The following is a 23,949-nucleotide window of genomic DNA, read 5'->3' on the forward strand; positions in this document are numbered from 1 at the left end:
GCTGCGCTCGCAATGACGCGCGTTGAAATATATTCGATCCCCGTTCACCGGGCGTTCGCGGATGCGCTCGCGGCCGGGATCATCGCGCGCTACGGCGACGGGGCGCTCGGGCTGGCCGAAGGGTTGATCCTGCTCCCCAGCAACCGCGCGCGCAGCGCGGTGCAGGCGGCGTTCGTGCGCGCGGGCGGGCAGGGCCTGCTGATGCCGCGGCTCGCGGTGATCGGCGACGCCGACCTCGATGAAAGCGTGGCGCTGGCGCTCGACGCAATCGACGACGATCCGATCCCGCCCGCGATCGACCCGCTGCGCCGCCGCTTGCTGCTCGCCGAACTGATCGAACGGCATACCCCCGCGGGCGAGGCCGCGATTGCCGGCGCGGCGGCGTTCCAGCTCGCCGACGGGCTCGCGCGGGTGATCGACCAGCTTCATTATGAGGAAATCCGCGCGAGTGCGCTCGTCGATCTCGACCTCGGCGCCTTCGCCGAACATTGGCAGGCGTCGCTCGGGCGGCTGCGACTGCTCGTCGATCATTGGCCGGAGGTGCTGGCGAAGACGGGCCACATCGACCGCGCCGCGCGGCGCAATTGCCTGCTCGACCGCGTGACGAAGGGATGGCGCGCCGCGCCGCCCGCGCGCTTCACCATCGCGGCGGGCGTCACCACCGCCGCGCCCGCGATCGCGCGATTGCTGCGCACGGTCGCCGGTCTCGACCGCGGCATGGTCGTGCTGCCGGGGCTCGACGGCGTCATGGCGGCCGAGGAATGGGACGCGCTCGGCCCGACGCGACCCGACCCCGATCATCCGGCGCGGCCGCTGGAAACGCACCCGCAATATCATCTGAAGCTGTTGCTGGGTCGCATGGGCGCGAGCCGCGACGAGGTGATCGAATGGGAGGCGGCGTCGGACTTCGACGGTCCCGCGACGCGCACGCCCTTCGTGTCGCTGCTCTTCGCGCCCGCCGATTATACCGCCCAGTGGCAGGCGGCGGGCGATCTGTCGGCGGCGACGGCCGGAATAGAGGGTGCGGTGTTCGCCGACGATGGGCAGGAGGCGCAGGGGATCGCGCTGTTGATGCGCGAGGCGGTCGAGACGCCGGGGCGCACCGCGGCGCTGGTGACGCCCGACCGCGGCCTTGCCGAGCGCGTCGCGGCGGCGCTCGCGCGCTGGGGGATTTCGGTCGACGACAGCGCGGGTCAGCCCCTGTCGCGGACGCCGCCGGGCGCGCTGCTGCTGCTGCTCGCCGAACTGGCGGCGGACTTCGATCCTGTCGCCCTGGTGTCGCTGCTCGGCCATCCGCTGGTGCGCAAGGGCGAGGGGCGGACGGCATGGCTCGACCAGGTGCGGCGGCTCGACCTCCTTCTGCGCGAGCCGGGACTTGCGCCCGGTTGGGGCGGGGTGAGCGCGCGGATCGCCGCGCGCGCGGCCGATCCCAAGGCACGCGGGCACGGTTTGGCGGTCCAGTTGCAGACGTGGTGGGACGCGGTGTCGGAGGCGCTGGGAGCGGCGCTCGCGCCCTTCGCAGCCCCGGCCCCGCCCGCGAGCTTGCTGGCGGCGCTGCAACAGGGCGTCGAATGGCTCACCGGCGATGCCGTCTGGGCGGGGCCAGCGGGGCGGATGCTCGCCGAATTGTTCGATCAGTGGGCGCTCGCGCGCGGCGACGGGCCGGCGCTTGTCGATCCCGCCGATTTCCCCGCGATGCTCGGGCAGTTGCTCGGCGCAGCGAGCGTGCGCCCGCCCTATGGCGGCCATCCGCGGTTGTTCATCTGGGGGCTGCTCGAGGCGCGGCTCCAGCGCGCCGACCTGATGATCCTCGGCGGGCTCGACGAGGGGCGCTGGCCCGCCGCGACCCAGCCCGACCCGTGGCTCGCGCCGGGCATCCGCCGCCTGCTCGGCCTGCCCGCGCCCGAGCGGCAGCAGGGGATGGCGGCGCATGATTTCGCGAGCGCGCTTGGCGGCAGCGAGATCGTCGTCACCCGCGCCGAACGGAGCGGCGGCGATCCGGCGGTCGCCTCGCGCTTCTGGCTGCGGCTCGCGGCGCTCGCGGGCGACCTTCCCGAGCCCGCGCCGGGCGGCGTGCCGCTGACGCGGCTCGCGGCCGAACTCGACGTCCCGGCGGGCGGGACGCAGCCCGCCGGGCGGCCTGCGCCGCGCCCGCCCGCCGACGACCGCCCGCGCCGGATCAGCGTCACCGGGGTCGACAAGCTGGCGCGCGATCCCTTCGCTTATTATGCCGACCGGATGCTCGGCCTGTCGGCGCTCGACCCCTTGAGCGCCGCGCCCGATCCGCGCTGGCGCGGAACGCGCGTCCACCGATTGTTCGAGGACTGGGTACGCGGCGGCGCGACGCGCGAGGGGTTCGAGACGGAGCTTGCGATGCTGCGCGACGATCCGGCGCTCGACACGATCGCGCGCGCCTTCTGGCTGCCGCGGATCGAGCCCGCGCTGCGCTGGGCGGCGGAGCAGGTCTGGAATGCCGGGGAGCGCCAGCCGCTGGCGGTCGAGGCGCAGGGCGAAATCGCCATCGATGGCATCGTGCTGCACGGCAAGGCCGATCGGATCGACCGTGACGGCGCGGGCCGGCTCGCGATCGTCGATTACAAGTCGGGCGGCGCGCCGAGTGCGAAGGCAGCCTATGACAAGCGCGACAACCAGCTCGGTCTGCTCGGGCTGATCGCGCAGCGCGGCGGGATGAAGGACATCGCCGCGGCGCCGGTCGATGCCCTCGAATATTGGAGCCTGCGTCCCGACCGCCGCGCGGGCGGGGCGGGGAAGGTCTCTGCCACCTATGGCCCACGCAGCGATCTGAAGAGCGCCGAACAGGCGATCGACCATGCCGCCGACGCACTGTCGGAGCTTGCGGCGCACTATCTGCTCGGCGACGCGCCCTTCGCGCCGGGCGAGGCGGCGGGCTATGGCGACTATGACCAGCTCATGCGCCGCGACGAATGGTTCGGGCGCGGGGAGGACGGCGAATGAGCACGCCCTCCGGTCTCGCCACCCTCGACCCGCGGCAGGCCGCCGCCGCCGATCCCGAGAGCCACGTCTGGCTCGGCGCGTCGGCGGGGACGGGCAAGACGCAGGTGCTTTCGGCGCGGGTGCTGCGGTTGATGCTCGATGGCGTCTCGCCCGAAGCGATCCTCTGCATCACCTTCACCAAGGCAGGCGCGGCCGAAATGGCGCACCGCATCCACGAACGGCTCGCAGCGTGGGTGCGGATGGAGGATGGCGATTTGCGGCTGGACCTGCGCGCTCTGGGGCTCGACTGGGAGCGGCCGGGATTGATGACGCGGGCGCGCTCCTTGTTCGCGACGGTGATCGACAGTCCGGGCGGCGCGATCCGCGTCCAGACGATCCACAGCTTCTGCCAGACCCTGCTCGCGAGCTTTCCGCTCGAAGCGAAGCTGCTGCCGGGCTTCCGCGCGATCGAGGAGGATGAGGCGGCGGCCCTGCAAAGAAAGGTGCTGGCGGAGCTTCTGGAAAGCCCCTCCTCTTCAGAGGAGGGGTTTGGGGTGGTGGACGCCGGTGCGGAACACCACCCCGCTGCGACCAGGCCCGGCTTCGCCGAACCAAGTCTCGCTGCCCCTCCTCTGAAGAGGAGGGGAGAAGGAAGCGACCTCCGCGACGCCGCGGCGATGCTGTCGCGGCGGCTGGGGCCGGAGTCCGCGCTATCCTTCCTGTCGAACTGCGCCGCGGCGTTCGGCGGTCCGCGCGCGGCGCTGCCGCCCTCGGCGCACGACCTGCGCGCCGCGTTCGACCTGCCGGACGGCGATCCCGATGCGTGGATCGAGGCCGAACTCGCGGACGGCGCGGTCCCCGACGCCGATATCCGCGCGGTCGCGACGAGCGGCGCCAACTGGGGGACGAAGACCGGGCTTGCCTGCAACGATATGATGGTCGGCTGGCTGATCGCCGGCGCGTCCGCGCGCGCTGCGATGCTCGGCGAACTGCTCGGCTGCTTCCTGACCGGCAAGGGCGATCTCCGCGCCGATTTCGCGGGCGACAAGGGGCGAATGGCCGATTGCGTCGACAGCGCGGTGCGCATCGTCGGGGCCGCGCAGCGGCTCATCGGCACCGCGACCGCGATGCGCGTCGCCGACGACCTCGCGGCGGCATGGACGCTCGGCAGCCGCTTTGCCGAAAGCTATGCGCTCGCCAAGCGCGAGCAGGGGCTCGCCGATTTCGACGATCTGATCACGCTCGCGGGCTCGCTGCTGCGCGTCAGCAGCTTCGGCGAATGGGTGCGCTTCAAGCTCGACCAGCGCACCGACCATATCCTCGTCGACGAGGCGCAGGATACCAATATGCGCCAATGGGGCATCGTCCTGTCGATGGCCGAGGAGTTTTTCGCGGGCAGCGGAGCGAAGGACGAGCGCATCCGCACGCTCTTCACCGTCGGCGACCGCAAGCAGGCGATCTTCGGCTTTCAGGGCACCGAGCCCAAGGCGTTCGCGAAAGCGCGCGAGCTGTTCCATTTATTAGGTGAGCGCGCGGAGCAGGCCTTTCAGAACGTCGATCTGGTGTCCAACTACCGCTCGACCCCGGCCGTGCTCGAGGTCGTGGATCGCTGGCTGGCGGCGGGCGGCACCGCCGATATGGGTCTCGACGGCGACGAACCGCCGCATGATCCCAAACGCTCGACCCAAGCGGGACAGGTCGAACTCTGGCAACCGCTGCCGGTTGGCAAGGCGCTCGACGCCGCCGCCGACGAGGCGGACGAAGGCGATGGTGATGCGAATGCACCCGCCTCCGACCCCGCCTCGATGCGGCTGGCGAAGGCGATTGCGGGCGAAGTGCAAGAGTGGATCGCGCACGGCAAGGACGGGCGCCCGGTCGCGCCGGGCGACATCATGATCCTCGTCCGCCGTCGCCGCGACCTCGCGGCGCGGATCGTCGCGCGGCTGCAGGCGCTGCATGTGCCGGTGGCGGGCGTCGATCGCTTCGCGCTGACCCAGCCGCTCGCGGCGCAGGACCTGATCGCGGCGATGCGCTTCGCGGTGCAGCCGCTCGACGACCTCAATCTCGCCGCGCTGCTCGTCTCGCCGCTGATCGGCTGGACGCAGGATCAGCTTTACGCGCACGCCCACAAGCGCGGCCGCGCGGCGCTGTGGGAGCATCTGCGGGCGACCGAGAGCGAGGTGCCCGCGGCGGCGATGGTGGCGCTGCGTCACCTGCTCGGCATGGCCGATTTCACCACGCCCTTCCGTTTCCTCGAAACCGTCTTGTCGGGGTCGATCGACGGGCGGCGCAAACTCACGGCGCGGCTGGGACGCGAAGCGCGCGACCCGATCGACGAGCTGCTCAATCAGGCGCTCGCTTTCGAGAGGCGTGAGACGGTGTCGCTGCTCGGCTTCCTGACGATGGTGTCGGCGAGCGCCGCCGACATCAAGCGCCAGACCGAAGCGCGCAGCGACGTCGTGCGCGTGATGACGGTGCACGGCTCGAAGGGATTGCAGGCGCCGATCGTGATCCTCGCCGATGCGACCGACGATGCCGCGATCGGCCACCGGCCATTCAGCGTCGATGTCGCTGCATGGGAGAAATTGCCGGTCTTCGCGCTGCCCGCCGACGAGCGGCACGGGGCGCTCGCCGACGCCTATGCCGCCGCGGCGAAAGCGGCGTCGGAGGAGCATTGGCGCCTCTTCTACGTCGCGATGACGCGCGCCGAGGAGATATTGGTCGTCGCGGGGGTGACGAAGAAGGCCGACCGCACGATCCCCGAGACGAGCTGGCACGCCGCGGCCGAGAGCGTGCTCGCGGCGATGCCGTGCGAGTGGGAGGCGGCGGGGCCCGTCTGGGGGCAGCGCCGTATCCACCGCGCCAACGACGGCAAATGGGCGAAGAAGGAGAAGGCCGCGAAGGCCCCGGCGCCCGCGCTCGTGCTTCCCGGCTGGGCGCACCGCCCCGCGCCCGAGGAAGCGCGCCCGCCGCGCCCGCTTGCGCCGTCGGCGCTCGGCGAGGACGATGTCGCGGTGCCGCCGCAAGGTGCCGCGCGCGTCGCGGCGGTCGAGCGCGGGCTGCTGCTCCACGCGCTGTTCGAGCGGCTGCCGCCGGTCGCGGCGGAAAGGCGGCGCGATGCGGCGTTGCGCTGGCTCGCCGCGCAGGCGCCGACGCTCGGCGAGGCGGCGCGCGCGGCGATGGCCGATGAAGCGCTCGCGGTGCTGGGCGATCCCGCGCACGCCGCATTGTTCGGCCCCGGCAGCCTCGCCGAGGTGCCGCTGTCGGCGGTCGTCGACGGCGGCGCGGTCGTCGCGGGGATCGTCGACCGCCTGCTTGTCACCGACGACGCGGTGACGGTGATCGACTATAAGACCGGGCGGCAGGTGCCCGACAGCGCCGACGCGGTGCAGCCCGCCTATCTGCGCCAGATGGCGGCGTATCGCGACGCGCTGACCGTCATCTTCCCCGGCCGCCGCGTCGAGGCGGCGCTGCTCTACACCGCCGCGCCGCGGCTGATCCGGCTGGGCGATGCGCTGCTCGATGCGCACAAGCCCGGCTTGGCGGCAACCAAGGTGAATTTGCCGGGTTCGACCCTTGAGCCCGACGCGCCGACGCCCTAGCTTGGGAACAAGGCAGTTTCAGGAGTTTGATTATGACCACCAAAGCCATCACCGATGCCAGCTTCCAGGCCGACGTGCTCGACAGCGACACGCCGGTGCTCGTCGATTTCTGGGCCGAATGGTGCGGCCCGTGCAAGATGATCGGCCCTTCGCTCGAGGAAATCTCGGACGAGCTGGCGGGCAAGGTGGTGATCGCCAAGCTCAACATCGACGACCATCCCGACGCGCCGAGCAAATATGGCGTGCGCGGCATCCCGACGATGATCCTGTTCAAGAACGGCGCGGTCGCCGACACCAAGGTCGGCGCGGCGCCGAAGAGCGCGCTCAAGGGGTGGCTTGAGGGGGCGCTGTAAGCAACGCCTTTATCCGTTCGTGTCGAGCGAAGTCGAGACACCCGTCGGCCTAGCGCCATATCGATGGGCATCTCGACTTCGCTCGATGCGAACGGTTTTCTGTCTGCGGTTCAGCTCCGGTAATCGGCGTTGATGCTGATGTAGCCGTGGGTCAGGTCGCACGTCCACACGGTCGCGCGGCCTTCGCCGAGGCCGAGGTCGGCGCCGACGCGGATTTCGAGGCCCTTGAGGTGCGCCGCGACCGGCGCCTCGTCATAGCCGTCGACCGGCAGCCCGTCCTTCGCCACCCAGTGATCGCCAAAGCGGATCGCGAGGCGGTCGCGGTCGGCGGGTTCGCCCGCCTTGCCCACCGCCATCACGACGCGGCCCCAGTTCGCGTCCTCGCCCGCGATCGCGGTCTTGACCAGCGGCGAATTGGCGATCGACAGCGCGACGCGCTTCGCGCTGGCGTCGCTGACCGCGCCCGTCACCTGCACCTCGATGAATTTCGACGCGCCTTCGCCGTCGCGCACCACCTGCTGCGCAAGGTCGAGCGCGACAGCGTGGATCGCCGCATAGAGCGCGTCGGCGCCCGGATCGTCGCGGCTGGCGAGCGTTGCGCCTCCCGCTTGCCCCGTCGCGAACAGCAGCACCGTGTCGCTGGTCGAGGTGTCGCTGTCCACGGTGATGTTGTTGAACGTCCCGCCGGTCGCCTCGGTCAGCATATCCTGCAGCAGCGCGGGGGCGACCGCGGCGTCGGTGAAGATATAGCCGAGCATCGTCGCCATGTCGGGAGCGATCATCCCTGATCCCTTGACGATTCCCGCGACTTGAATCGTGTGGTCGCCGACGACCGCGCTCGCGGCGGCGCCTTTCGGGAAAGTGTCGGTGGTGCAGATGGTTTCGGCCGCGGCCTCCCATGAGCAGGGTTCGGCGGTCAGCGCCGCCGCCACGCCCGCGCGCGCCTTGTCCTTGGGCAGCGGCACGCCGATGACGCCGGTCGAACTGACGAACACCTCGCCCGCCGCGCAGCCGAGATGCTCGGCAACCTGCGCCATGATCTGTTCGACCGCCTCGCGCCCGCGATAGCCGGTGAAGGCGTTGCTGTTGCCCGCATTGACGATCAGCGCGCGGCCGATGCCGCTCTTGATCTGCTCGCGGCCGAGTTCGACCTCGGACGAGCAGCAGAGATTGCGCGTGAAGACCCCCGCGACCGCCGTGCCGGGAGCAAGCTCGACATAGGTGAGGTCGCAGCGATCCCATTCCTTGTAGCGCGCCCGCGCGACGCGGCGCGTGACCCCGGCGATGTCGGGGAGGGCGGGGAAGGCGGCGGGGGCGAGCGGCGAGCGGGTGGTCATGGGGTGCGCTTAGCTCGCCAATGCGCAAAGAAAAACCCCTCCCTGAAAGGGAGGGGCAGCGAGACTTGCGGGCTTGCCCGCTTAGTCGCAGCGGGGTGGGTGTGCCGCCAAGCAGAACGCCTGCGGCGACCCACCCCCGACCCCTCCCTTTCAGGGAGGGGAGATGTTACGCCGGAATGCCGCTGATCGACTTCACTTCCATGAAATCCTTCAGCCCGAACAGCCCGCCTTCGCGGCCGTTGCCCGACGCCTTGTAGCCGCCGAACGCCGCGCCCGGCGCGGGGCCCCAGGCGTTGACCGCGACCATGCCGGCGCGCAGCTTCGGCGCGACCGCGGCGGCCTTGGCGGGATCGCCCGAGACGACCGCCGACAGGCCGTATTCGGTGTCGTTGGCGATATCGACCGCTTCGTCGAGGTCGGCATATTCCATGATCGTCGCGACGGGGCCGAACACCTCCTCCTTGGCGATGCGCATGTCGGGGGTGACGCCCGAGAAGACGGTCGGCTTGATGAAATAGCCGCGGTTGACGTTCGCGGGCAGGCCGGTGCCGCCGGTTTCCAGCGTCGCGCCCTCGTCGATCGCCGACTGGATCAGGCCCTGGATCTTGTCATACTGCGCCTTGTTGACGACGGGGCCGATATGGCCGCCCTCGGCCTGCGGGTCGCCCACTTGCGTCCCGTCGAACATCGCCTTGATGACGCCGACCGCTTCGGCCTTGCGATCCTTGTGGACCAGGATGCGCGTCGGCGCGATGCAGCTTTGGCCGGTGTTGACGAGCACGCCCTGCACCGTCGGCGGCAGCACGGTCTCAAGGTCGGCGTCGGGCAGGACGATGTTCGGCGACTTGCCGCCGAGTTCCTGATGGACGCGCTTGACCGTGTCGGCCGCCGCCTTGGCGACGAGGATGCCGGCGCGGGTCGAGCCGGTGAAGCTCACCATTTCGATGCCGGGGTGCGACGAGATCGCGTTGCCGACGGTGGGGCCATCGCCCTGGACGAGGTTGAACACGCCCGGTGGGACGCCCGCGGCGTCGAGGATTTCGGCGAAGATCACCGCATTGCCAGGGCATTCCTCGGACGGTTTGAGGATCATCGTGTTGCCCCCGGCGAGCGCCGGAGCGACCTTCAGCGCGATCTGGTTGAGCGGCCAGTTCCACGGCGTGATCATGCCGACGACGCCGATCGGCTCATAGACGATCGTGTTCGCGCCATGCTTTTCTGCGAATTCGAAATCCTTGAGCGCGGCGATCGTGCCGAGGAAGCCGCCGATGCCGGCGCCGACCTGCGCGGTGCCCGCGAAGCTCACCGGCGCGCCCATTTCGCTCGCCATCGACCTGGCGAGATCGGGCCCACGCTTCTTATATTCCTCGACGATGCGGTTCAGCAGCGCGAGGCGTTCCTCGCGCGTCGTCTGCGAGAAGGTCTTGAAGGCTTCCTTCGCCGCGGCGACCGCGGCATCGACATCGGCCGCGCTGCCGAGCACGACGGTCGAAGCCGCTTCCTCGGTCGCGGGGTTGATGACGTCGTGGAGCTTGCCGCCCTGGCTGTCGACCCATTTGCCGCCGATGTAATGCTGTTTCAGGTGCGTTTCGGTGTCGCTCATCATAAGTCTCCCATCGGCGTCTAAAATACGTCTCGCATTGCTACCTAATGGCGGTGGCGAATGAATCAAGCGCCACCACCCACTTTCGTCATGCCGGACTTGATCCGGCATCCCGCTTGGCGACGCTTGAAGCGGGACCCCGGATCAAGTCCGGCATGACGATGGAGGATAGTTTCCGGGTCAGCGCTTTTCAGCAGACAGCCGTGACATCAATATGGCGGCGCGCGTCGCCTGGCGCGCGATGCTGGGGATATCGACCGCTTCGCCCGGCGCATGATCGCCGGTCGAATAGGGGCCGAGGCCCGCGAGCCCGTCAACGTCGGCGGCGACGAAGCTGATGTCGCCAGCGCCGCGCTTCAGCGGGTCGAGCGCCGCCATTTCGGCGAGCCCGAGGTCGCGGTTCACGCCGTTGAGCTTGACGAGCAGCGCCTTATTGCCCTCGGTCGGGGCCATCGGCGGATAGCCGCCGGGATCGAAGCCGATCGTCGCGCCGGTGCCGGGGGCGTGGTCGGCGACGATCGCCGCCATCTTTGCCTTCACCCGGTCGATCTGCTCGGGGGACAGCGCGCGCAAATCGCCGCGCGCGATCGCGATCGCGGGGATGATGTTGGTCTTGCCATTGGCGGTGGCGCGAATGCCGCCCGCGTCGAGTTCGGCCTGCTGCCCGCCCGCGATCAGGCCGACGTTGAAGGTCAGATTGGGTTCGGGCAGCTCGGTGCGGAAGCGATGGATGATCCGTGTGAGCTCATAGATCGCGCCTTCGCCCGCCTCGGCGCTGAAGATGCCAGAGCTGTGGCTCGCCTTGCCGGTCGCGGTCACCGTCCAGCTGTCCGACGAGCGCCGCGCGACCGATCCCATGTCGGCGCCCGCATCGCGCACCAGCCCCTCGAAATCGAGCGCGACATCGCTGCGCTTGCCCGCGGCGATCAGGTCGGCGCGCGCTTTCTCGATCGGGGTGCCCGAATCCTCTTCGTCGCCGGTCATGTGAAATTCGATATTGGCGTCCTTCAGCGTCCCCGCCGCCTGCATCGCGCGCAGCGCCGCGACGACGACGACCATCCCGCCCTTGTCGTCGCCCGCGCCGGGACCTTCGCCCATATCGCCCTTGCGGACGAATTTCTGGAAAGGCGAGTCGGGCTCGAACACCGTGTCGAGATGGCCGATCAGCAGCAGGCGCTTGCCGTCCGGCTTGCCGGCGTGCGTCGCGATCAGATGGCCCGCGCGTCCGGTATCGCGCATCGGCTTCCACTCGACCTGGAAGCCCAGGGGTTCGAGTTCGGCGCGCATCATCTGGCCGACCTTTTCGACGCCCTCCAGATTCTGCGATCCGCTGTTCTGGTTCACCAGCCGTTCGAGCAGCGCGAGGCTGCGGCCCTGTTCGGCCTCGACCGTCTTCGCCATCTTCGCCTCGGCCGGGCTGAGCTTCGCGTGCGCGGCAGGCGACAGAGCGAGTTGAAGAGCGATCAGGGCGGCAAAGGGCAGCGATTTCATGGGGGGAGGACTCCTTCGATTCCGCCCCTTGTGCCGCCGCCGGGCCTGCGCCGCAAGCGTGCGAGCGTCAGGCGGCGTCCTTCGCCGCGTCGAAGGCGTCGAGTTTCCTGAGCGCATCGCGCGCGATGCCACGCAGCAATCCAGAGGTGGCGTAAACCGCTCTGGATTGCTTCGCTTCGCTCGCAATGACGAAGGCGAAAGGGACCATAGTCAGCCGCTTCTGAACGAGATCGCTCAAAAAAATGGGGCGCCCGGTTCCCCCGAACCGGACGCCCCGCGCGTTGATCGCTGCAGATCAGGCGCTGTAATACATATCGAATTCGACCGGGCTCGGGGTCTGTTCGAAGCGATAGACTTCGTCCCACTTGAGCTCGACATAGGCTTCGATCTGGTCCTTCGAAAAGACGTCGCCCTTGAGCAGGAAATCATGGTCGGCGAGCAGGCTGTCGAGCGCTTCGCGCAGGGACGCGCAGACGGTCGGCACTTCGGCCAGTTCCTCGGGCGGCAGGTCATAGAGATTCTTGTCCATCGCGTCGCCGGGATGGATCTTGTTCTGGATGCCGTCGAGCCCCGCCATCAGCAGCGCCGAATAGCAGAGATAGGGGTTCGCCATCGCGTCGGGGAAGCGGAATTCGACGCGCTTCGCCTTGGCGCCCGCGCCGTAGGGGATGCGGCACGAGGCCGAGCGGTTGCGCGACGAATAGGCGAGCAGCACCGGCGCCTCGAAGCCGGGGACGAGGCGCTTGTAGCTGTTCGTCGTCGGGTTGGTGAAGGCATTGAGCGCCTTGGCGTGCTTGACGACGCCGCCGATGAAATAGAGGCACATGTCCGAAAGCCCGGCATAGCCGTTGCCCGCGAACAAAGGCTTGCCCTTTTCCCAGATCGAGATGTGGGTGTGCATGCCCGAGCCGTTATCGTCCTTGATCGGCTTCGGCATGAAGGTTGCGGTCTTGCCATAGGCGTGCGCGACCTGGTGCACGACATATTTATAGATCTGCATCCGGTCGGCGGTCTGGGTCAGCGTGCCGAAGGTCAGGCCGAGTTCGTGCTGCGCGGCGGCGACCTCGTGGTGATGCTTGTCGCAGGGCAGGCCGAGTTCGAGCATCGTCGAGACCATCTCGGCGCGGATGTCGACCGCGCTGTCGACCGGCGCGACGGGGAAATAGCCGCCCTTGGCGCGCGGGCGGTGCGCGAGGTTGCCGCCCTCATAGCTGCGGCCGGTGTTGGTCGGCAGCTCGATGTCGTCGATCTCGAAACCCGACTTGTTGTAGCCGGTTTCGAAACGGACGTCGTCGAACATGAAGAATTCGGCTTCCGGGCCGACATAGACGGTGTCGCCGATGCCGGTCGAGGCGACATAGGCTTCGGCGCGTTTCGCGGTCGTGCGCGGGTCGCGGGCATAGCCTTCGCCGGTCGAGGGCTCGACGATGTCGCAGAAGATCACCAGCATCGGCGTCGCCGAGAAAGGATCGTCATAGACGGCGTCGAGGTCGGGCATCAGGATCATGTCGCTCTCGTTGATCGCCTTCCAGCCCTCGATCGACGAGCCGTCGAACATCAGCCCGTCCTCGAGCGCATCCTCGTCGATCACCCCGGCGCACATGGTCAGGTGCTGCCACTTGCCCTTGGGGTCGGTGAAGCGCAGGTCGACCCACTCGATGTCGTTATCCTTGATCCGCGCGATGATGTCCTTGGGCTTCGTAGCCATCGTCTATGCTTCCTTCTTGCGATAATGACCGGCTCGCGCCGGGGTCTGGTTGAACGGGATGGAGCGCGGATGCCTTAAAGGGCGTCCTCGTTGCGTTCGCCGGTGCGGATGCGGAGTGCGGTTTCGACCGGGATCACGAAAATCTTGCCGTCGCCGATGCGGCCGGTTTGCGCGGCGGCGGCGATCGCCTCGACGACGCGTTCGGCTAACGAATCCTCGACGATCACCTCCAGCTTCACCTTGGGCAGGAAGTCGACGACATATTCGGCGCCGCGATAAAGTTCGGTATGACCCTTCTGCCGGCCGAAGCCCTTTGCCTCGGTCACGGTGATGCCGCTGACGCCGACTTCGTGCAGCGCTTCCTTCACTTCGTCGAGCTTGAACGGTTTGATGATCGCCTCAATCTTCTTCACGCGTCTGATCCCCTTTGGACTGGCCGCCGCCGCTCGCAGTCAAAGCCGGATCAGGCACGCCTGGTCCGGTTTGGCCGGTCGAGTCGGTGCGGTGTCCCGCCATCTTGCACCAATCAAGACCCGTGCCAATTGGCGAATCGCGGGCTTTCGCGGAGATTTGCGATGGAGGAATGCGGCATTGCCCAAGGGGTAGGCAGCGGCGGGATTTTGCTGCCTAAAATATGGGCAAGGATGAGGGGGCTGCTTTATTTTGTTTCACGCGAAGACGCGAAGGCGCGAAGAAGGCGGCACCATTATGCCGGTGCTGCTTGCCGATTGCGCGAAGCGCTTTTCAAGGTCGCCTGCGGCGACAAATAAACGGCAGACTTGATGCGCGACCCTCTTCGCGCCTTCGCGTGAAAATTTTCTATCCCGCCCTCTCCGCCACCGTCGTCGGTCGCGGAGAGAGCCGGGGGCCTTACCGCCCGACCGGCGCGGTGGCGTCGGGGAGGTTGGCTTTGGTCCAGTTCGACCGGTCGATGACATAGGCGCGGATCGCCTCGGCGTCGGCGGGGGTGAGGACACGCGCGAAGCTCACCATGCCGCGATCCTTGAGCGCGCCGTCGAGGATCACCGATTTCCACGCATCGGCGTTGGTGAGGGTGCCCGAGACGCGCAGGTCGGGGGTGAAGCCGTTGCCGATCGCGCTGTCGCCGTGACAGACCTGGCAATAGCGGCCGAAGTGCGCCTTGCCCGACGCGACCTGTTCGGGGGTGCCGAACTGCGGCGGCGGGTTCCACGCGAGCGTCGTCGTCGCGGGCGGCGCGGGCAGCTTCGCCGTGCCGCCGAGCTTGAGCACGACGAGGCGCGGCAGGTTGGGCAGCTTGCGCGTCACCCCGCCCGCGATCCCGGCGACGAGCGGGAAGGCGCCGCCCTTGCCGGTCTGGAAGGCGATATATTGCACTCCGCCGACGCGGAAGGTCGAGGGCGCGCTGACGATCCCCGACTGCATGTCGAGGTCGAGAAGCTGCTTGCCGCTATCGGCGGCATAAGCGCGGAAGCGGCCGGTGCTCGTGCCCTGGAAAACGAGGTTGCCCGCGGTCGTCATCGTCCCGCCGTTCCACGCTGCGGGATAGTCGACGCCCCATGCGACCTTGCCGGTGCGCGGGTCGAAGGCGACGAGGCGCCCGGTCGTCGCGGCGACCGCGGCGCGGAACGCCTTGGCGTCGTCGGGGAGCATCGTCTTGTTGAGCGAGGTGCCGACGTTGAACCCCAGCACCTTGCGCTTGTCGAGCTCGTCCATGTCCTGGAGATAGCCCTGCGGAATCTGCTGCGCCGGAATATAGACGAGCCCGGTCGCGGGGTTGTAGCTCATCGGGTGCCAGTTGTGCGCGCCGAGCGCGCCGGGGATGGCGATGAACGGCTTGCCGGTCTTGTAGAAGCGCGCCTCGGGGTTTTCGATCGGGCGGCCGGTCGTCATGTCGTAGCCGGTCGCCCAGTTGATGCCGTCGACATAGGGCTTGGCGTCGATCAGCTTGCCGCTCGTGCGGTCGATGGTGAAGAAGAAGCCGTTCTTCGGCGCATGGTAAAGCACCTTGGCGGGTTTCCCGTCCACCGCCTGCTCGGCGAGGATGATCGGCTGGGTCGCGGTATAATCCCAGCTCTCGCCGGGCGTCTCCTGATAATGCCATTTATATTTGCCGGTGTTCGCGTCGAGCGCGACGACCGACGAGAGGAACCAGTTGTCGCCCTCGCCGTTCGAGCGCTCGCCATGGTTCCATGGGTTGCCGTTGCCGACGCCGAGATAGATCTGGTCGAGATCCTTGTCATAGACGATCGCGTCCCACACCGTGCCGCCGCCGCCCGACACCTTCCACTCGCCCTTGTCGGACCAGGTGGCGTTGCCCTTGCTCGCGAAAATGTCGTCGCTCGCGGCGCCGTCCTTCGCTTTGGTCGGGTTCGGCGCAGTATAGAAACGCCAGCGCTCCTTCCCCGTGTCGGCATCGTAAGCGGTGACATATCCGCGCACCCCGAACTCGGCGCCGCCATTGCCGATCAGCACCATGTCCTTCACGACGCGCGGCGCGCCGGTGATCGTATAAGGCTTCGAGGTGTCGAAGGTCTGCGTCGACCACAGCTCCTTGCCGGTCTTGCGGTCGAGCGCGATCAGGCGGCCGTCGAGCGTGCCGACGAAGAGCTTGTCGCCCCAGACGGCGACGCCGCGGTTGACGACGTCGCAGCAGGCCGACACCGCGCGGTCGCCGGGAACCTTGGGGTCGAAGCTCCAGAGCTTCTTGCCGGTCGCGGCGTCCCACGCATCGACCTTCGACCAGGCGTGGCTGACATAGAGGGTGCCGTCGACGACCACAGGGGTCGCTTCCTGCCCGCGCGCGTCGTCGAGGTCGGCGAACCAGGCGATGCCGAGCTGCCCCACATTCTTGTCGTTGATATCGGTGAGCGGGCTGAAGCGCTGTTCGTCGTAGCTGTAGCCGATGCCGGCCCAATTATCGCCGTTGCCGCCGGTCTTGAGCAGCGCCTCGCTCGCCTTCTCGGCATCGTCGAGCGCGCCGCCCGGCGCCCCGCCATCCTTCGACGCGTTGCACGCCGCCAGTGCCAGCGCTGCGCAGCCTACAAGCGCCGCCGAAAAGACCCTCTTCGCCATGTCTCTCTCCCGTCTATGCTTGACGTTAACGTCAAGTCTGCGCCGGAAGGGGGCGCGGTGCAAGCAGGAAAATGGGCGCGAGGGGCTTTCTCATCGTCACGCTCATCGTCACCCCGGACTTGATCCGGGGTCCACGAAAGGCCAGCGCAACGTTGAAAGTCATGGATCCCGGATCAAGTCCGGGATGACGAAACGGGAATCGCTGTGGCGATCAGCTTTGCCAGGGCGGCGCGTTCAGACCCGTGGGGCTGGCGGTGAAGATTTCGCAGCCGGTCTCGGTGATCCCGATGCTGTGTTCGAACTGCGCCGAAAGCGAGCGATCGCGGGTCACCGCGGTCCAGCCGTCGGCGAGCATCTTGACCGCATATTTGCCGGTGTTGATCATCGGCTCGATGGTGAAGAACATGCCGGGGCGGAGCTCCGGCCCGGTGCCGGGACGCCCGGCGTGGACGACCTCGGGCGCGTCGTGGAACATCTGCCCGACGCCGTGGCCGCAGAAATCGCGGACGACCGAATAGCGGTGGCGCTCGGCATGGCTCTGGATCGCGTGCGCGACGTCGCCCATCGTGTTGCCGGGCTTCGCCTGCTCGATGCCGAGCATCAGGCATTCGTAGGTGACGTCGACCAGCCGCCGCGCCTTCACGCCGACGTCGCCGAGCAGATACATGCGGCTCGAATCGCCGTGCCAGCCGTCAACCATCGGAGTGACATCGACGTTGATAATGTCGCCTTCGCGCAGCGGCTTGTCGTCGGGGATGCCATGGCACACGACATGGTTGATGCTGGTGCAGCAGCTATGCGTATAGCCGCGATAGCCGAGCGTCGCGGGAATGCCACCGCCCTTGAGCGTCATTTCGCGGACGAGATCGTCGATCCGGGCCGTGGTCACGCCGGGCTGGACGAAGGGGACGAGTGCGTCGAGAATTTCGGCCGCAAGCTGTCCAGCCCGCCGCATCCCGGCAAAGCCCGCTTCGTCGTGCAGCTTGATCGTGCCGTCGCGAACGCGGGCAGGGGTGGCCGCTTCGTCGGCGGTTACGGAGATGTAATTGTACATGGAGGCAATATAGGCGCGGGGAGACGAAAAAGCGAGGGTGGTTCAATGAAGCCCCTCCTCTTCAGAGGAGGGGTTGGGGTGGTGGACGCCGGCGCGGTGCACCACCCCGCTGCGACTAGCGGACAAGTCCGCAAGTCTCGCTGCCCCTCCTCTGAAGAGGAGGGGATAAGCATGGGCGTTATTCGGCCAGCTTCTTAAGCGCCGATCGCCTTCGCCCCATCACCTCGCGTGCAACGGCTATTTGTTCTTCGCAATCGGCGGTTGCCAAAGTCCGCAAAATGTCGCGGTCTTCGGCCATTATAGCCTCGGCCAAGCGCGTCTCGCGGGACTTCGGCAGCTTCTCGCTCACTCCGCCGCCTTCTCGGCCTTGCCTTTCGCCTTGCCCTTGCTCGCCTTGGGCGGTGCGGGGACGATTTCGAAGGTCAGCGGGTTGCCGACATGGGCGTCCTCGCCGGTCTTCATCTTCACCTTGACCTCGCCGCCGTGGACGAGCTTGCCGAAGAGAAGTTCCTCGGCCAGCGGCTGCTTGATCTTTTCCTGGATCAGGCGGCCCATCGGACGCGCGCCATAGAGCTTGTCATAGCCCTTGGCGGTCAGCCATTCGCGCGCCGCTTCGTCGAGCTGGATGTGGACGTTGCGGTCGGCAAGCTGCAGTTCGAGCTGCAGGATGAACTTGTCGACGACGCGCGCCACGACCTCGGGCGGCAGATAGCCGAAGGGTACGATCGCATCGAGGCGGTTCCTAAATTCGGGGGTGAACATGCGCTTCACCGCCTCTTCCTGCACATCCTCGCGGGTCACGGTGCCGAAGCCGATCGACTCGCGCGTCATGTCGCTGGCGCCCGCATTGGTCGTCATAATCAATATGACGTTGCGGAAATCGACCGTCTTGCCGTGGTGGTCGGTCAGGCGACCGTTGTCCATCACCTGCAGCAGGATGTTGAACAGGTCGGGATGCGCCTTCTCGATCTCGTCGAGCAACAGCACGCAGTGCGGATTCTGATCGATCGCATCGGTGAGCAGGCCGCCCTGGTCGTAACCGACATAGCCCGGCGGCGCGCCGATCAGGCGGCTCACCGAATGGCGCTCCATATATTCGCTCATGTCGAAGCGCTGGAGCGGGATGCCCATGATGTGCGCGAGCTGCTTTGCGACCTCGGTCTTGCCGACGCCGGTCGGACCCGAGAAGAGATAGTTGCCGATCGGCTTTTCGGGATCGCGCAGGCCCGCACGGCTCAGCTTGATCGCCGACGACAGCACCTCGATCGCGGTGTTCTGGCCGAAGACGACGCGCTTCAGGTCGGTCTCGAGCGTTTCGAGCACCTTCTTGTCGTCGCTCGACACCGATTTGGGCGGGATGCGCGCCATCGTCGCGATCACCGCCTCGATCTCCTTGGCGGTGATCGTCTTACGGCGCTTCGACGGCGGCACCAGCATCTGCATCGCGCCGACCTCGTCGATCACGTCGATCGCCTTGTCGGGCAGCTTGCGGTCGTTGATGTAGCGCGACGACAGCTCGACCGCCGCGTTGATCGCGTCGGCGGTATATTTGACATTATGGTGGCTCTCGAACGCTTCGCGCAGCCCGGCGAGGATCTTCTTCGTATCCTCGATGCTCGGCTCGATCACGTCGATCTTCTGGAACCGGCGCAGCAGCGCGCGGTCCTTCTCGAAGTGATTGCGGAACTCCTTGTAGGTCGTCGAGCCGATGCAGCGGATAACGCCGCCCGACAGCGCGGGCTTGAGCAGGTTCGACGCGTCCATCGCGCCGCCGCTGGTGGCGCCGGCGCCGATCACCGTGTGAATCTCGTCGATGAACAGGATCGCGTGCGGCAGGCCCTCGAGCTCGGTCACGACCTGTTTCAGCCGCTCCTCGAAATCGCCGCGATAGCGCGTGCCCGCGAGCAGCGCGCCCATGTCGAGCGAATAGATGACCGCGGGCAGCAGCACCTCGGGCACGTCGCCCTCGACGATCTTGCGCGCGAGGCCTTCGGCGATCGCGGTCTTGCCGACGCCGGGATCGCCGACATAGAGTGGGTTGTTCTTGCTGCGGCGGCAGAGGATCTGGATCGTGCGGTCGACCTCGGCATTGCGGCCGATCAGCGGGTCGACCTTGCCGGTCTTCGCTTTCTCGTTGAGGTTGACGGTGAACTGGTCGAGCGCGGTTTCCTTCTTGGACTTGCCGCTTTCCTTCTCCTTCGCTTCTTCCTTCTCCTCAGGCTCGGCCTGCGGCGAGGGCTTGCCGCCCTTGCCGACGCCGTGGCTGAGGTAGGAAACCGCGTCGAGCCGCGTCAGATCCTGCTGCTGGAGGAAATAGACGGCATAGGATTCGCGCTCGGAGAACAGTGCGACGAGGACGTTGGCGCCGGTCACCTCATCCTTGCCCGACGACTGGACGTGCAGGATCGCGCGCTGGACGACGCGCTGGAAGCCGCTGGTGGGGGAGGGGTCGCTGTGCCCCTCGACCTTCAGGCTGTCGAGTTCGGTGTCGAGATAGTGGACGACCGCCGATTGCAGGTCGTCGAGCGCGACGCCGCACGCGCGCATCACTTCGGCGGCGTGCTCGTCGTCGATCAGCGCATAGAGCAGATGCTCCAATGTCGCATATTCGTGATGCCGCTCCGACGCGGCCTTCAGCGCATTATGCAGGGTCTTTTCGAGCGATTCCGAAAAGGACGGCATGGGCTTATCTCCTTGGGGACAAGCCGGGGAGAGGCAAGCCCGCTGAACACAAGGTGGCGACGCCGCCGCCCCGCCGCAAGGGAAAAGCGGAGGCGGATGTGAAATTACGATGACAGGATTGCACTATGGTTAACGGGATGTTGGGAAATTCGGATTCGGCGGGTGCTCTGACCTTCGTCATTCCGGACTTGATCCGGAATCCATTTTCCGGACGCTGCGGGAATGGACCCCGGATCAAGTCCGGGGTGACGATGGTCATTAAATCCCCAATCCTCAGCCGCCCCCGGCTTCCCCGGCGCGATCCACCATATCCATGAAATCGCGCGCCACATTGCGTTCGGCCTCGTCCTTGAATGCAACGTCGAGGTCGGGCGCGACGCCGAGCATGTACATCAGCGCCCATAGCGCGAAGCGGCGGCCGGGGTTGGTTTCGAGGCCGAAATCGACGCGCAGGCGTTCGGTGCCCGCGGCGTGCGCTTCCGGGTGGATCGCCGCGAGGTCGGCGGTGCCGAAATAGCGGCGGAGCTGGTCGTCGAAATCCATCGCCGTCCTTTCGGTCCCTTCGCGCCGCTTGGCAAGCGGCTCCAGGGCGACGGGGGAGGTTTCGATATTACCCCTTCCGGAACAGCGCCTCGGCGTTTGCCTTGAAGCCCCCGGCGGCGGCCTTGTGCGCCCTCACGCGTGTAATCTCGGCTTCCAGCGCCGCGATACGCTCGTCGAGTTCGGCAACCGACAGCGGGTCGAGCGACTGGCGGGACAGCGCGGCGAGGGCGTCGCCCTGGCGGCGGGGAAGGTCGTCATCGTCCATGGCACGTCCTTTCTCTCGCTGGTCCCTGCGCTTTATCCATCTGATTCCAAAGCGCGCGGACTGTTGACCCGACTCCGCTTGCTGTCAATAAGGCGGCCTGCGGGACCGAAAGACCAGTGGGGGAATGACGCGCGTGACCAGCCTGCCCGAAAGCATGACCGCCATCGCGATCCGCGAGCCCGGCGGACCGGAAGTCCTCGTCCCCGAAACGCGGCCGGTGCCGCGGCCGGGGCCGGGCGAGCTGCTGATCCGCGTCGCTGCGGCGGGGGTCAACCGCCCCGACGTGCTGCAGCGCATGGGCTTCTATCCGCCGCCGCCGGGCGCGTCGGACCTGCCGGGACTGGAGGTCGCCGGCACCGTCGTCGCGGTCGGGCCGGGCGGCGATCCCGAATGGCTGGGCCAGGCGGTCTGCGCGCTCGTTGCGGGCGGCGGCTATGCCGAATATTGCGCCGCGCCGGCGGGAAGCTGCCTGCCGGTGCCGAAGGGCTTTTCGATGGCGGAGGCCGCGGCGCTGCCCGAAACCGTCTTCACCGTCTGGCACAATCTGTTCGAGCGCGGCTATGTCCGCGAGGGCGAGACGGTGCTGGTCCACGGCGGCACCAGCGGTATCGGCACGACCGCGATCGGCCTTGCGAAGCTGTTCGGCATCCGCACGATCGTCACCTGCGGCAGCGCCGCGAAGTGCGACGCGGCGCGCGCGCTGGGGGCTGATCTTGCCGTCGATTATTCGACCGAGGATTATGTCGAGGCGGTCAAGGCCTTCACCGATGGTGCGGGCGTGAACGTCGTGCTCGACATGGTCGGCGGCGACTATGTGCCGCGCAACCTCGCCTGCCTCGCCGAGGACGGCCGCCATGTGACGATCGCCTTCCAGCGCGGCGCGAAGGTCGAGATCGACATTTCGCAGCTGATGCGCCGCCGCCTGACGATGACCGGCTCGACGCTGCGCGCGCGCAGCGCCGAGTTCAAGGGGCTGCTCGCCGACGAACTCCACCGCACCCTCTGGCCGCGCCTCGCCGAGGGCGGCTGGAAACCCGCGATGGACCAGAGCTTCCCCCTCGCCGAAGCCGCCGCCGCCCACGCGCGGATGCAGGCGGGCGCGCATGTCGGGAAGATCGTGCTGACGGTGTAGGGAGGTTTTTCCCATTTTCGTCATTCCCGCGAAAGCGGGAACCCAGAGCGTGCGTCGGCTGATCCCGCACTGGGTTCCCGCTTTCGCGGGAATGACGAGGTTTGGAAAGGGGGGCTTCCCACCCCCAAAGCGATCCTGAATCCGCGCTCTTGCTCCCTCCGCCAAACCGGCATATAGCCGCCGCCAATGTCCGGCCGCCCCGCGAGGGGCGGCCCTTTCATTTCCGCTTGGAGAAAATGGTCATGGCCAATGCCAATCCGACCCCGCTGATGCCGCACGCGACCGCCGCCTGGCTGGTCGACAACACCGGCCTTACCTTTGCCCAGATCGCCGAGTTTTGCGGCATCCACATATTGGAAGTCCAGGCGATCGCCGACGAGACCGCGGCGACCAAATATACCGGCCGCGATCCGGTGCGCGCGCACGAACTGTCGGTGGACGAGATCGAAAAGGGCCAGCAGGACCCCGACTACAAGCTCAAGATGAGCGTGCAGGGGCAGGACACGATTCGCCGCACCCGCGGGCCGCGCTACACGCCGGTCAGCAAGCGCCAGGACAAGCCCGACGGCATCGCCTGGATCCTCAAGAACCATCCCGAAGTGTCGGACGGCGCGATCGGCAAGCTGATCGGTACGACGCGCAACACGATCAACGCGATCCGCGAGCGCAGCCACTGGAACAGCGCCAACATCGTGCCCAAGGACCCGGTGACCCTCGGCCTCTGCTCGCAGCGCGAGCTCGACGCACTCGTCGCCAAGGCGGCGAAGAAGGCCGGGATCAAGGCGCCCGAGGATAATCGTCTCGAAGGCGACCGCGAAGCGCTGCTCGAGGAACTGCGCGCCGAGCGCACCGCCGCCGCCGAAGCGCGCGCCGCCGAGGATGCCGAAGCCGGCAACGAAGCCTGAACCGGTGGCGGGCGCGGCCGACGACGATCATATCCCCGCGGCCAGCGGTTCGCCCGACGCGTCGCTGACCCAGGACGACAGCTTTACCGCGACGAGCCACGCCGGCCTCACTTACCCGTGGGGCGAGGCGGCGCCGGGGGCGGGGGAGACGATCCGCATCGCCGACGGCATCAGCTGGGCGCGGCTGCCGATGCCCGGCTCGCTGGGCCATATCAATAGCTGGCTGCTCGACGACGCCGATGCGGCGGGCGAGGGGGTCGCGGTCGTCGATACCGGCATCTGCCTGACGATCTGTTCGGATGCGTGGAAGGCGCTTTACGCCGGAGCGCTTGCGGACAAGCGGATCACCCGCGTCTTCGGCACCCATCTGCATCCCGACCATATCGGCCTTGCCGGCTGGATCGCGAAGAAGCAGGGCGTCAAGCTGTGGATGACGCGCGGCGAGATGCTGACCGCGCGCGCGATCGTCGCCGATTCGAGCGATAGCGCGCCCGACGAGGTGCTGGCGCAATCGCGCGCCGCGGGCTGGGACGAAGCGGCGATCGAGGAACAGAAGGCGCGCGGCTGGACCATGTTCCAGCGCATGATCTTTCCGCTGCCGCGCAGCTATGCGCGGATCAAGGACGGCGACGTCCTCGACATGGGCGCGCATCGCTGGCGCGTCGTCACCGGGTCGGGGCACAGTCCCGAACATGCGTGCCTGTGGAACGAGCGCGAGGGCGTGCTGGTATCGGGCGATCAAGTGCTGCCGCGGATCAGCTCGAACGTGTCGGTCAACATCACCGAACCCGACGCCGATCCGCTCGGCGAATGGCTCGCCTCGATCGACAAATTGCTCGCGACCATTCCGCCCGACGTGATCGTCTGCCCCGCGCATGGCGAGCCCTTCAAGGGGCTGCACGTCCGCCTGATGGCGCTGCGCGACGAGCATCGCATGCGGCTCTACAACCTCGCCGAAGCCGCCGCGAAAGCGCCGCTGCGCGCGGTCGACAGCTTTCCCTTGCTCTTCAACCGCCCGATCGGCAGCCACAATCAGGGCCTCGCCACCGGTGAAGCGCTCGCGCATCTGAAACGGCTGGAGGTCGAAGGCCGCGTCAAGCGCGAAAACCGCGACGGCGTCTGGTGGTATCACGGCGTGGCGTGACGGATGATCTCACGCAAAGGCGCGAAGGCGCAAAGAAGAAGATATCTCACACAAAGGCACCAAGAGGGTGCAAATCCGCGCTGGGGTAGCCTGCCGCCGCAGGCGGCCATTTCATGCAGGT

18 protein-coding genes are annotated in these 23,949 nt (G+C 67.6%); 6 read left to right on the plus strand and 12 right to left on the minus strand.

Annotated features, from left to right (window positions below):
• The first annotated feature begins 12 nt into the window (after positions 1–12).
• Genes addB through trxA form a run of 3 tightly spaced genes read left to right on the plus strand, consistent with a single transcriptional unit; the run spans position 13 to position 6,910 of the window.
• The gene (gene addB, locus OJI97_RS12760) at positions 13–2,976 is read left to right on the plus strand and encodes a double-strand break repair protein AddB (protein WP_297664062.1); all 2,964 of its coding nucleotides are present in this window, start codon (positions 13–15) and stop codon (positions 2,974–2,976) included.
• Positions 2,973–6,557, plus strand: coding sequence for a UvrD-helicase domain-containing protein (locus OJI97_RS12765; protein ID WP_297664018.1), 3,585 nt, complete (start codon positions 2,973–2,975; stop codon positions 6,555–6,557). Before addB ends, OJI97_RS12765 begins: the two co-directional genes overlap by 4 nt.
• Positions 6,558–6,589: 32 nt before the next feature.
• Positions 6,590–6,910 carry a thioredoxin TrxA gene (gene trxA / locus OJI97_RS12770; RefSeq protein WP_297664020.1) on the plus strand — a complete coding sequence of 107 codons (321 nt, stop codon included), beginning with the start codon at positions 6,590–6,592 and terminating at the stop codon, positions 6,908–6,910.
• Positions 6,911–7,020: 110 nt separating this feature from the next.
• On the opposite strand, the gene argJ is transcribed toward trxA, so the two are convergent.
• The 12 genes from argJ to OJI97_RS12830 form a co-directional block, all read right to left on the minus strand.
• Positions 7,021–8,247, minus strand: coding sequence for a bifunctional glutamate N-acetyltransferase/amino-acid acetyltransferase ArgJ (gene argJ / locus OJI97_RS12775; protein WP_297664022.1), 1,227 nt, complete (start codon positions 8,245–8,247; stop codon positions 7,021–7,023).
• Between the two features lie 166 nt (positions 8,248–8,413).
• Entirely contained in the window at positions 8,414–9,853 is a 1,440-nt protein-coding gene (locus OJI97_RS12780; RefSeq protein WP_297664024.1) for an aldehyde dehydrogenase family protein, read from the minus strand.
• A 177-nt stretch (positions 9,854–10,030) separates the two neighbouring features.
• The gene (locus OJI97_RS12785; protein ID WP_297664026.1) at positions 10,031–11,341 is read right to left on the minus strand and encodes a M20/M25/M40 family metallo-hydrolase; all 1,311 of its coding nucleotides are present in this window, start codon (positions 11,339–11,341) and stop codon (positions 10,031–10,033) included.
• 67 nt (positions 11,342–11,408) lie between these two features.
• A complete protein-coding gene (locus OJI97_RS12790) occupies positions 11,409–11,579 on the minus strand; it encodes a hypothetical protein (RefSeq protein ID WP_297664028.1) in 171 nt (56 codons plus the stop codon).
• A gap of 57 nt (positions 11,580–11,636) precedes the next feature.
• Positions 11,637–13,049 (minus strand): type I glutamate--ammonia ligase, encoded by a 1,413-nt coding sequence (gene glnA, locus OJI97_RS12795; protein WP_297664029.1) that lies wholly within the window; start codon positions 13,047–13,049, stop codon positions 11,637–11,639.
• Between the two features lie 74 nt (positions 13,050–13,123).
• Positions 13,124–13,462, minus strand: a complete 339-nt coding sequence (locus tag OJI97_RS12800) for a P-II family nitrogen regulator (RefSeq protein ID WP_237836378.1) — start codon at positions 13,460–13,462, stop codon at positions 13,124–13,126.
• 457 nt (positions 13,463–13,919) lie between these two features.
• Positions 13,920–16,103 (minus strand): PQQ-dependent dehydrogenase, methanol/ethanol family, encoded by a 2,184-nt coding sequence (locus OJI97_RS12805; RefSeq protein WP_297664031.1) that lies wholly within the window; start codon positions 16,101–16,103, stop codon positions 13,920–13,922.
• A 211-nt stretch (positions 16,104–16,314) separates the two neighbouring features.
• Positions 16,315–17,157 (minus strand): type I methionyl aminopeptidase, encoded by an 843-nt coding sequence (gene map / locus OJI97_RS12810; RefSeq protein ID WP_297664032.1) that lies wholly within the window; start codon positions 17,155–17,157, stop codon positions 16,315–16,317.
• A 178-nt stretch (positions 17,158–17,335) separates the two neighbouring features.
• Positions 17,336–17,506, minus strand: a complete 171-nt coding sequence (locus OJI97_RS12815) for a hypothetical protein (protein WP_297664034.1) — start codon at positions 17,504–17,506, stop codon at positions 17,336–17,338.
• Positions 17,503–19,839, minus strand: coding sequence for an ATP-dependent Clp protease ATP-binding subunit ClpA (gene clpA, locus OJI97_RS12820; RefSeq protein WP_297664036.1), 2,337 nt, complete (start codon positions 19,837–19,839; stop codon positions 17,503–17,505). Before clpA ends, OJI97_RS12815 begins: the two co-directional genes overlap by 4 nt.
• 273 nt (positions 19,840–20,112) lie before the next feature.
• A complete protein-coding gene (locus OJI97_RS12825; RefSeq protein WP_297664038.1) occupies positions 20,113–20,382 on the minus strand; it encodes a hypothetical protein in 270 nt (89 codons plus the stop codon).
• Between the two features lie 67 nt (positions 20,383–20,449).
• A complete protein-coding gene (locus OJI97_RS12830) occupies positions 20,450–20,647 on the minus strand; it encodes a DUF1192 domain-containing protein (protein ID WP_297664040.1) in 198 nt (65 codons plus the stop codon).
• A 124-nt stretch (positions 20,648–20,771) separates the two neighbouring features.
• Here OJI97_RS12830 and OJI97_RS12835 point away from each other — a divergent pair, with 124 nt between their 5' ends.
• The 3 genes from OJI97_RS12835 to OJI97_RS12845 all read left to right on the plus strand — a co-directional run bounded on the left by OJI97_RS12835 (position 20,772) and on the right by OJI97_RS12845 (position 23,828).
• Complete coding sequence (locus OJI97_RS12835; protein ID WP_297664042.1) at positions 20,772–21,779, plus strand: NAD(P)H-quinone oxidoreductase; 1,008 nt, start codon at positions 20,772–20,774, stop codon at positions 21,777–21,779.
• A gap of 269 nt (positions 21,780–22,048) precedes the next feature.
• Positions 22,049–22,684, plus strand: a complete 636-nt coding sequence (locus OJI97_RS12840; RefSeq protein ID WP_297664064.1) for a DUF1013 domain-containing protein — start codon at positions 22,049–22,051, stop codon at positions 22,682–22,684.
• 4 nt (positions 22,685–22,688) lie between these two features.
• Positions 22,689–23,828, plus strand: coding sequence for an MBL fold metallo-hydrolase (locus OJI97_RS12845; RefSeq protein WP_297664044.1), 1,140 nt, complete (start codon positions 22,689–22,691; stop codon positions 23,826–23,828).
• The last annotated feature ends 121 nt before the right edge of the window (positions 23,829–23,949 follow it).

The sequence above is a fragment of the Sphingopyxis sp. genome, assembly GCF_025869345.1.
In the GTDB taxonomy this organism is placed as follows: Bacteria; Pseudomonadota; Alphaproteobacteria; order Sphingomonadales; family Sphingomonadaceae; genus Sphingopyxis.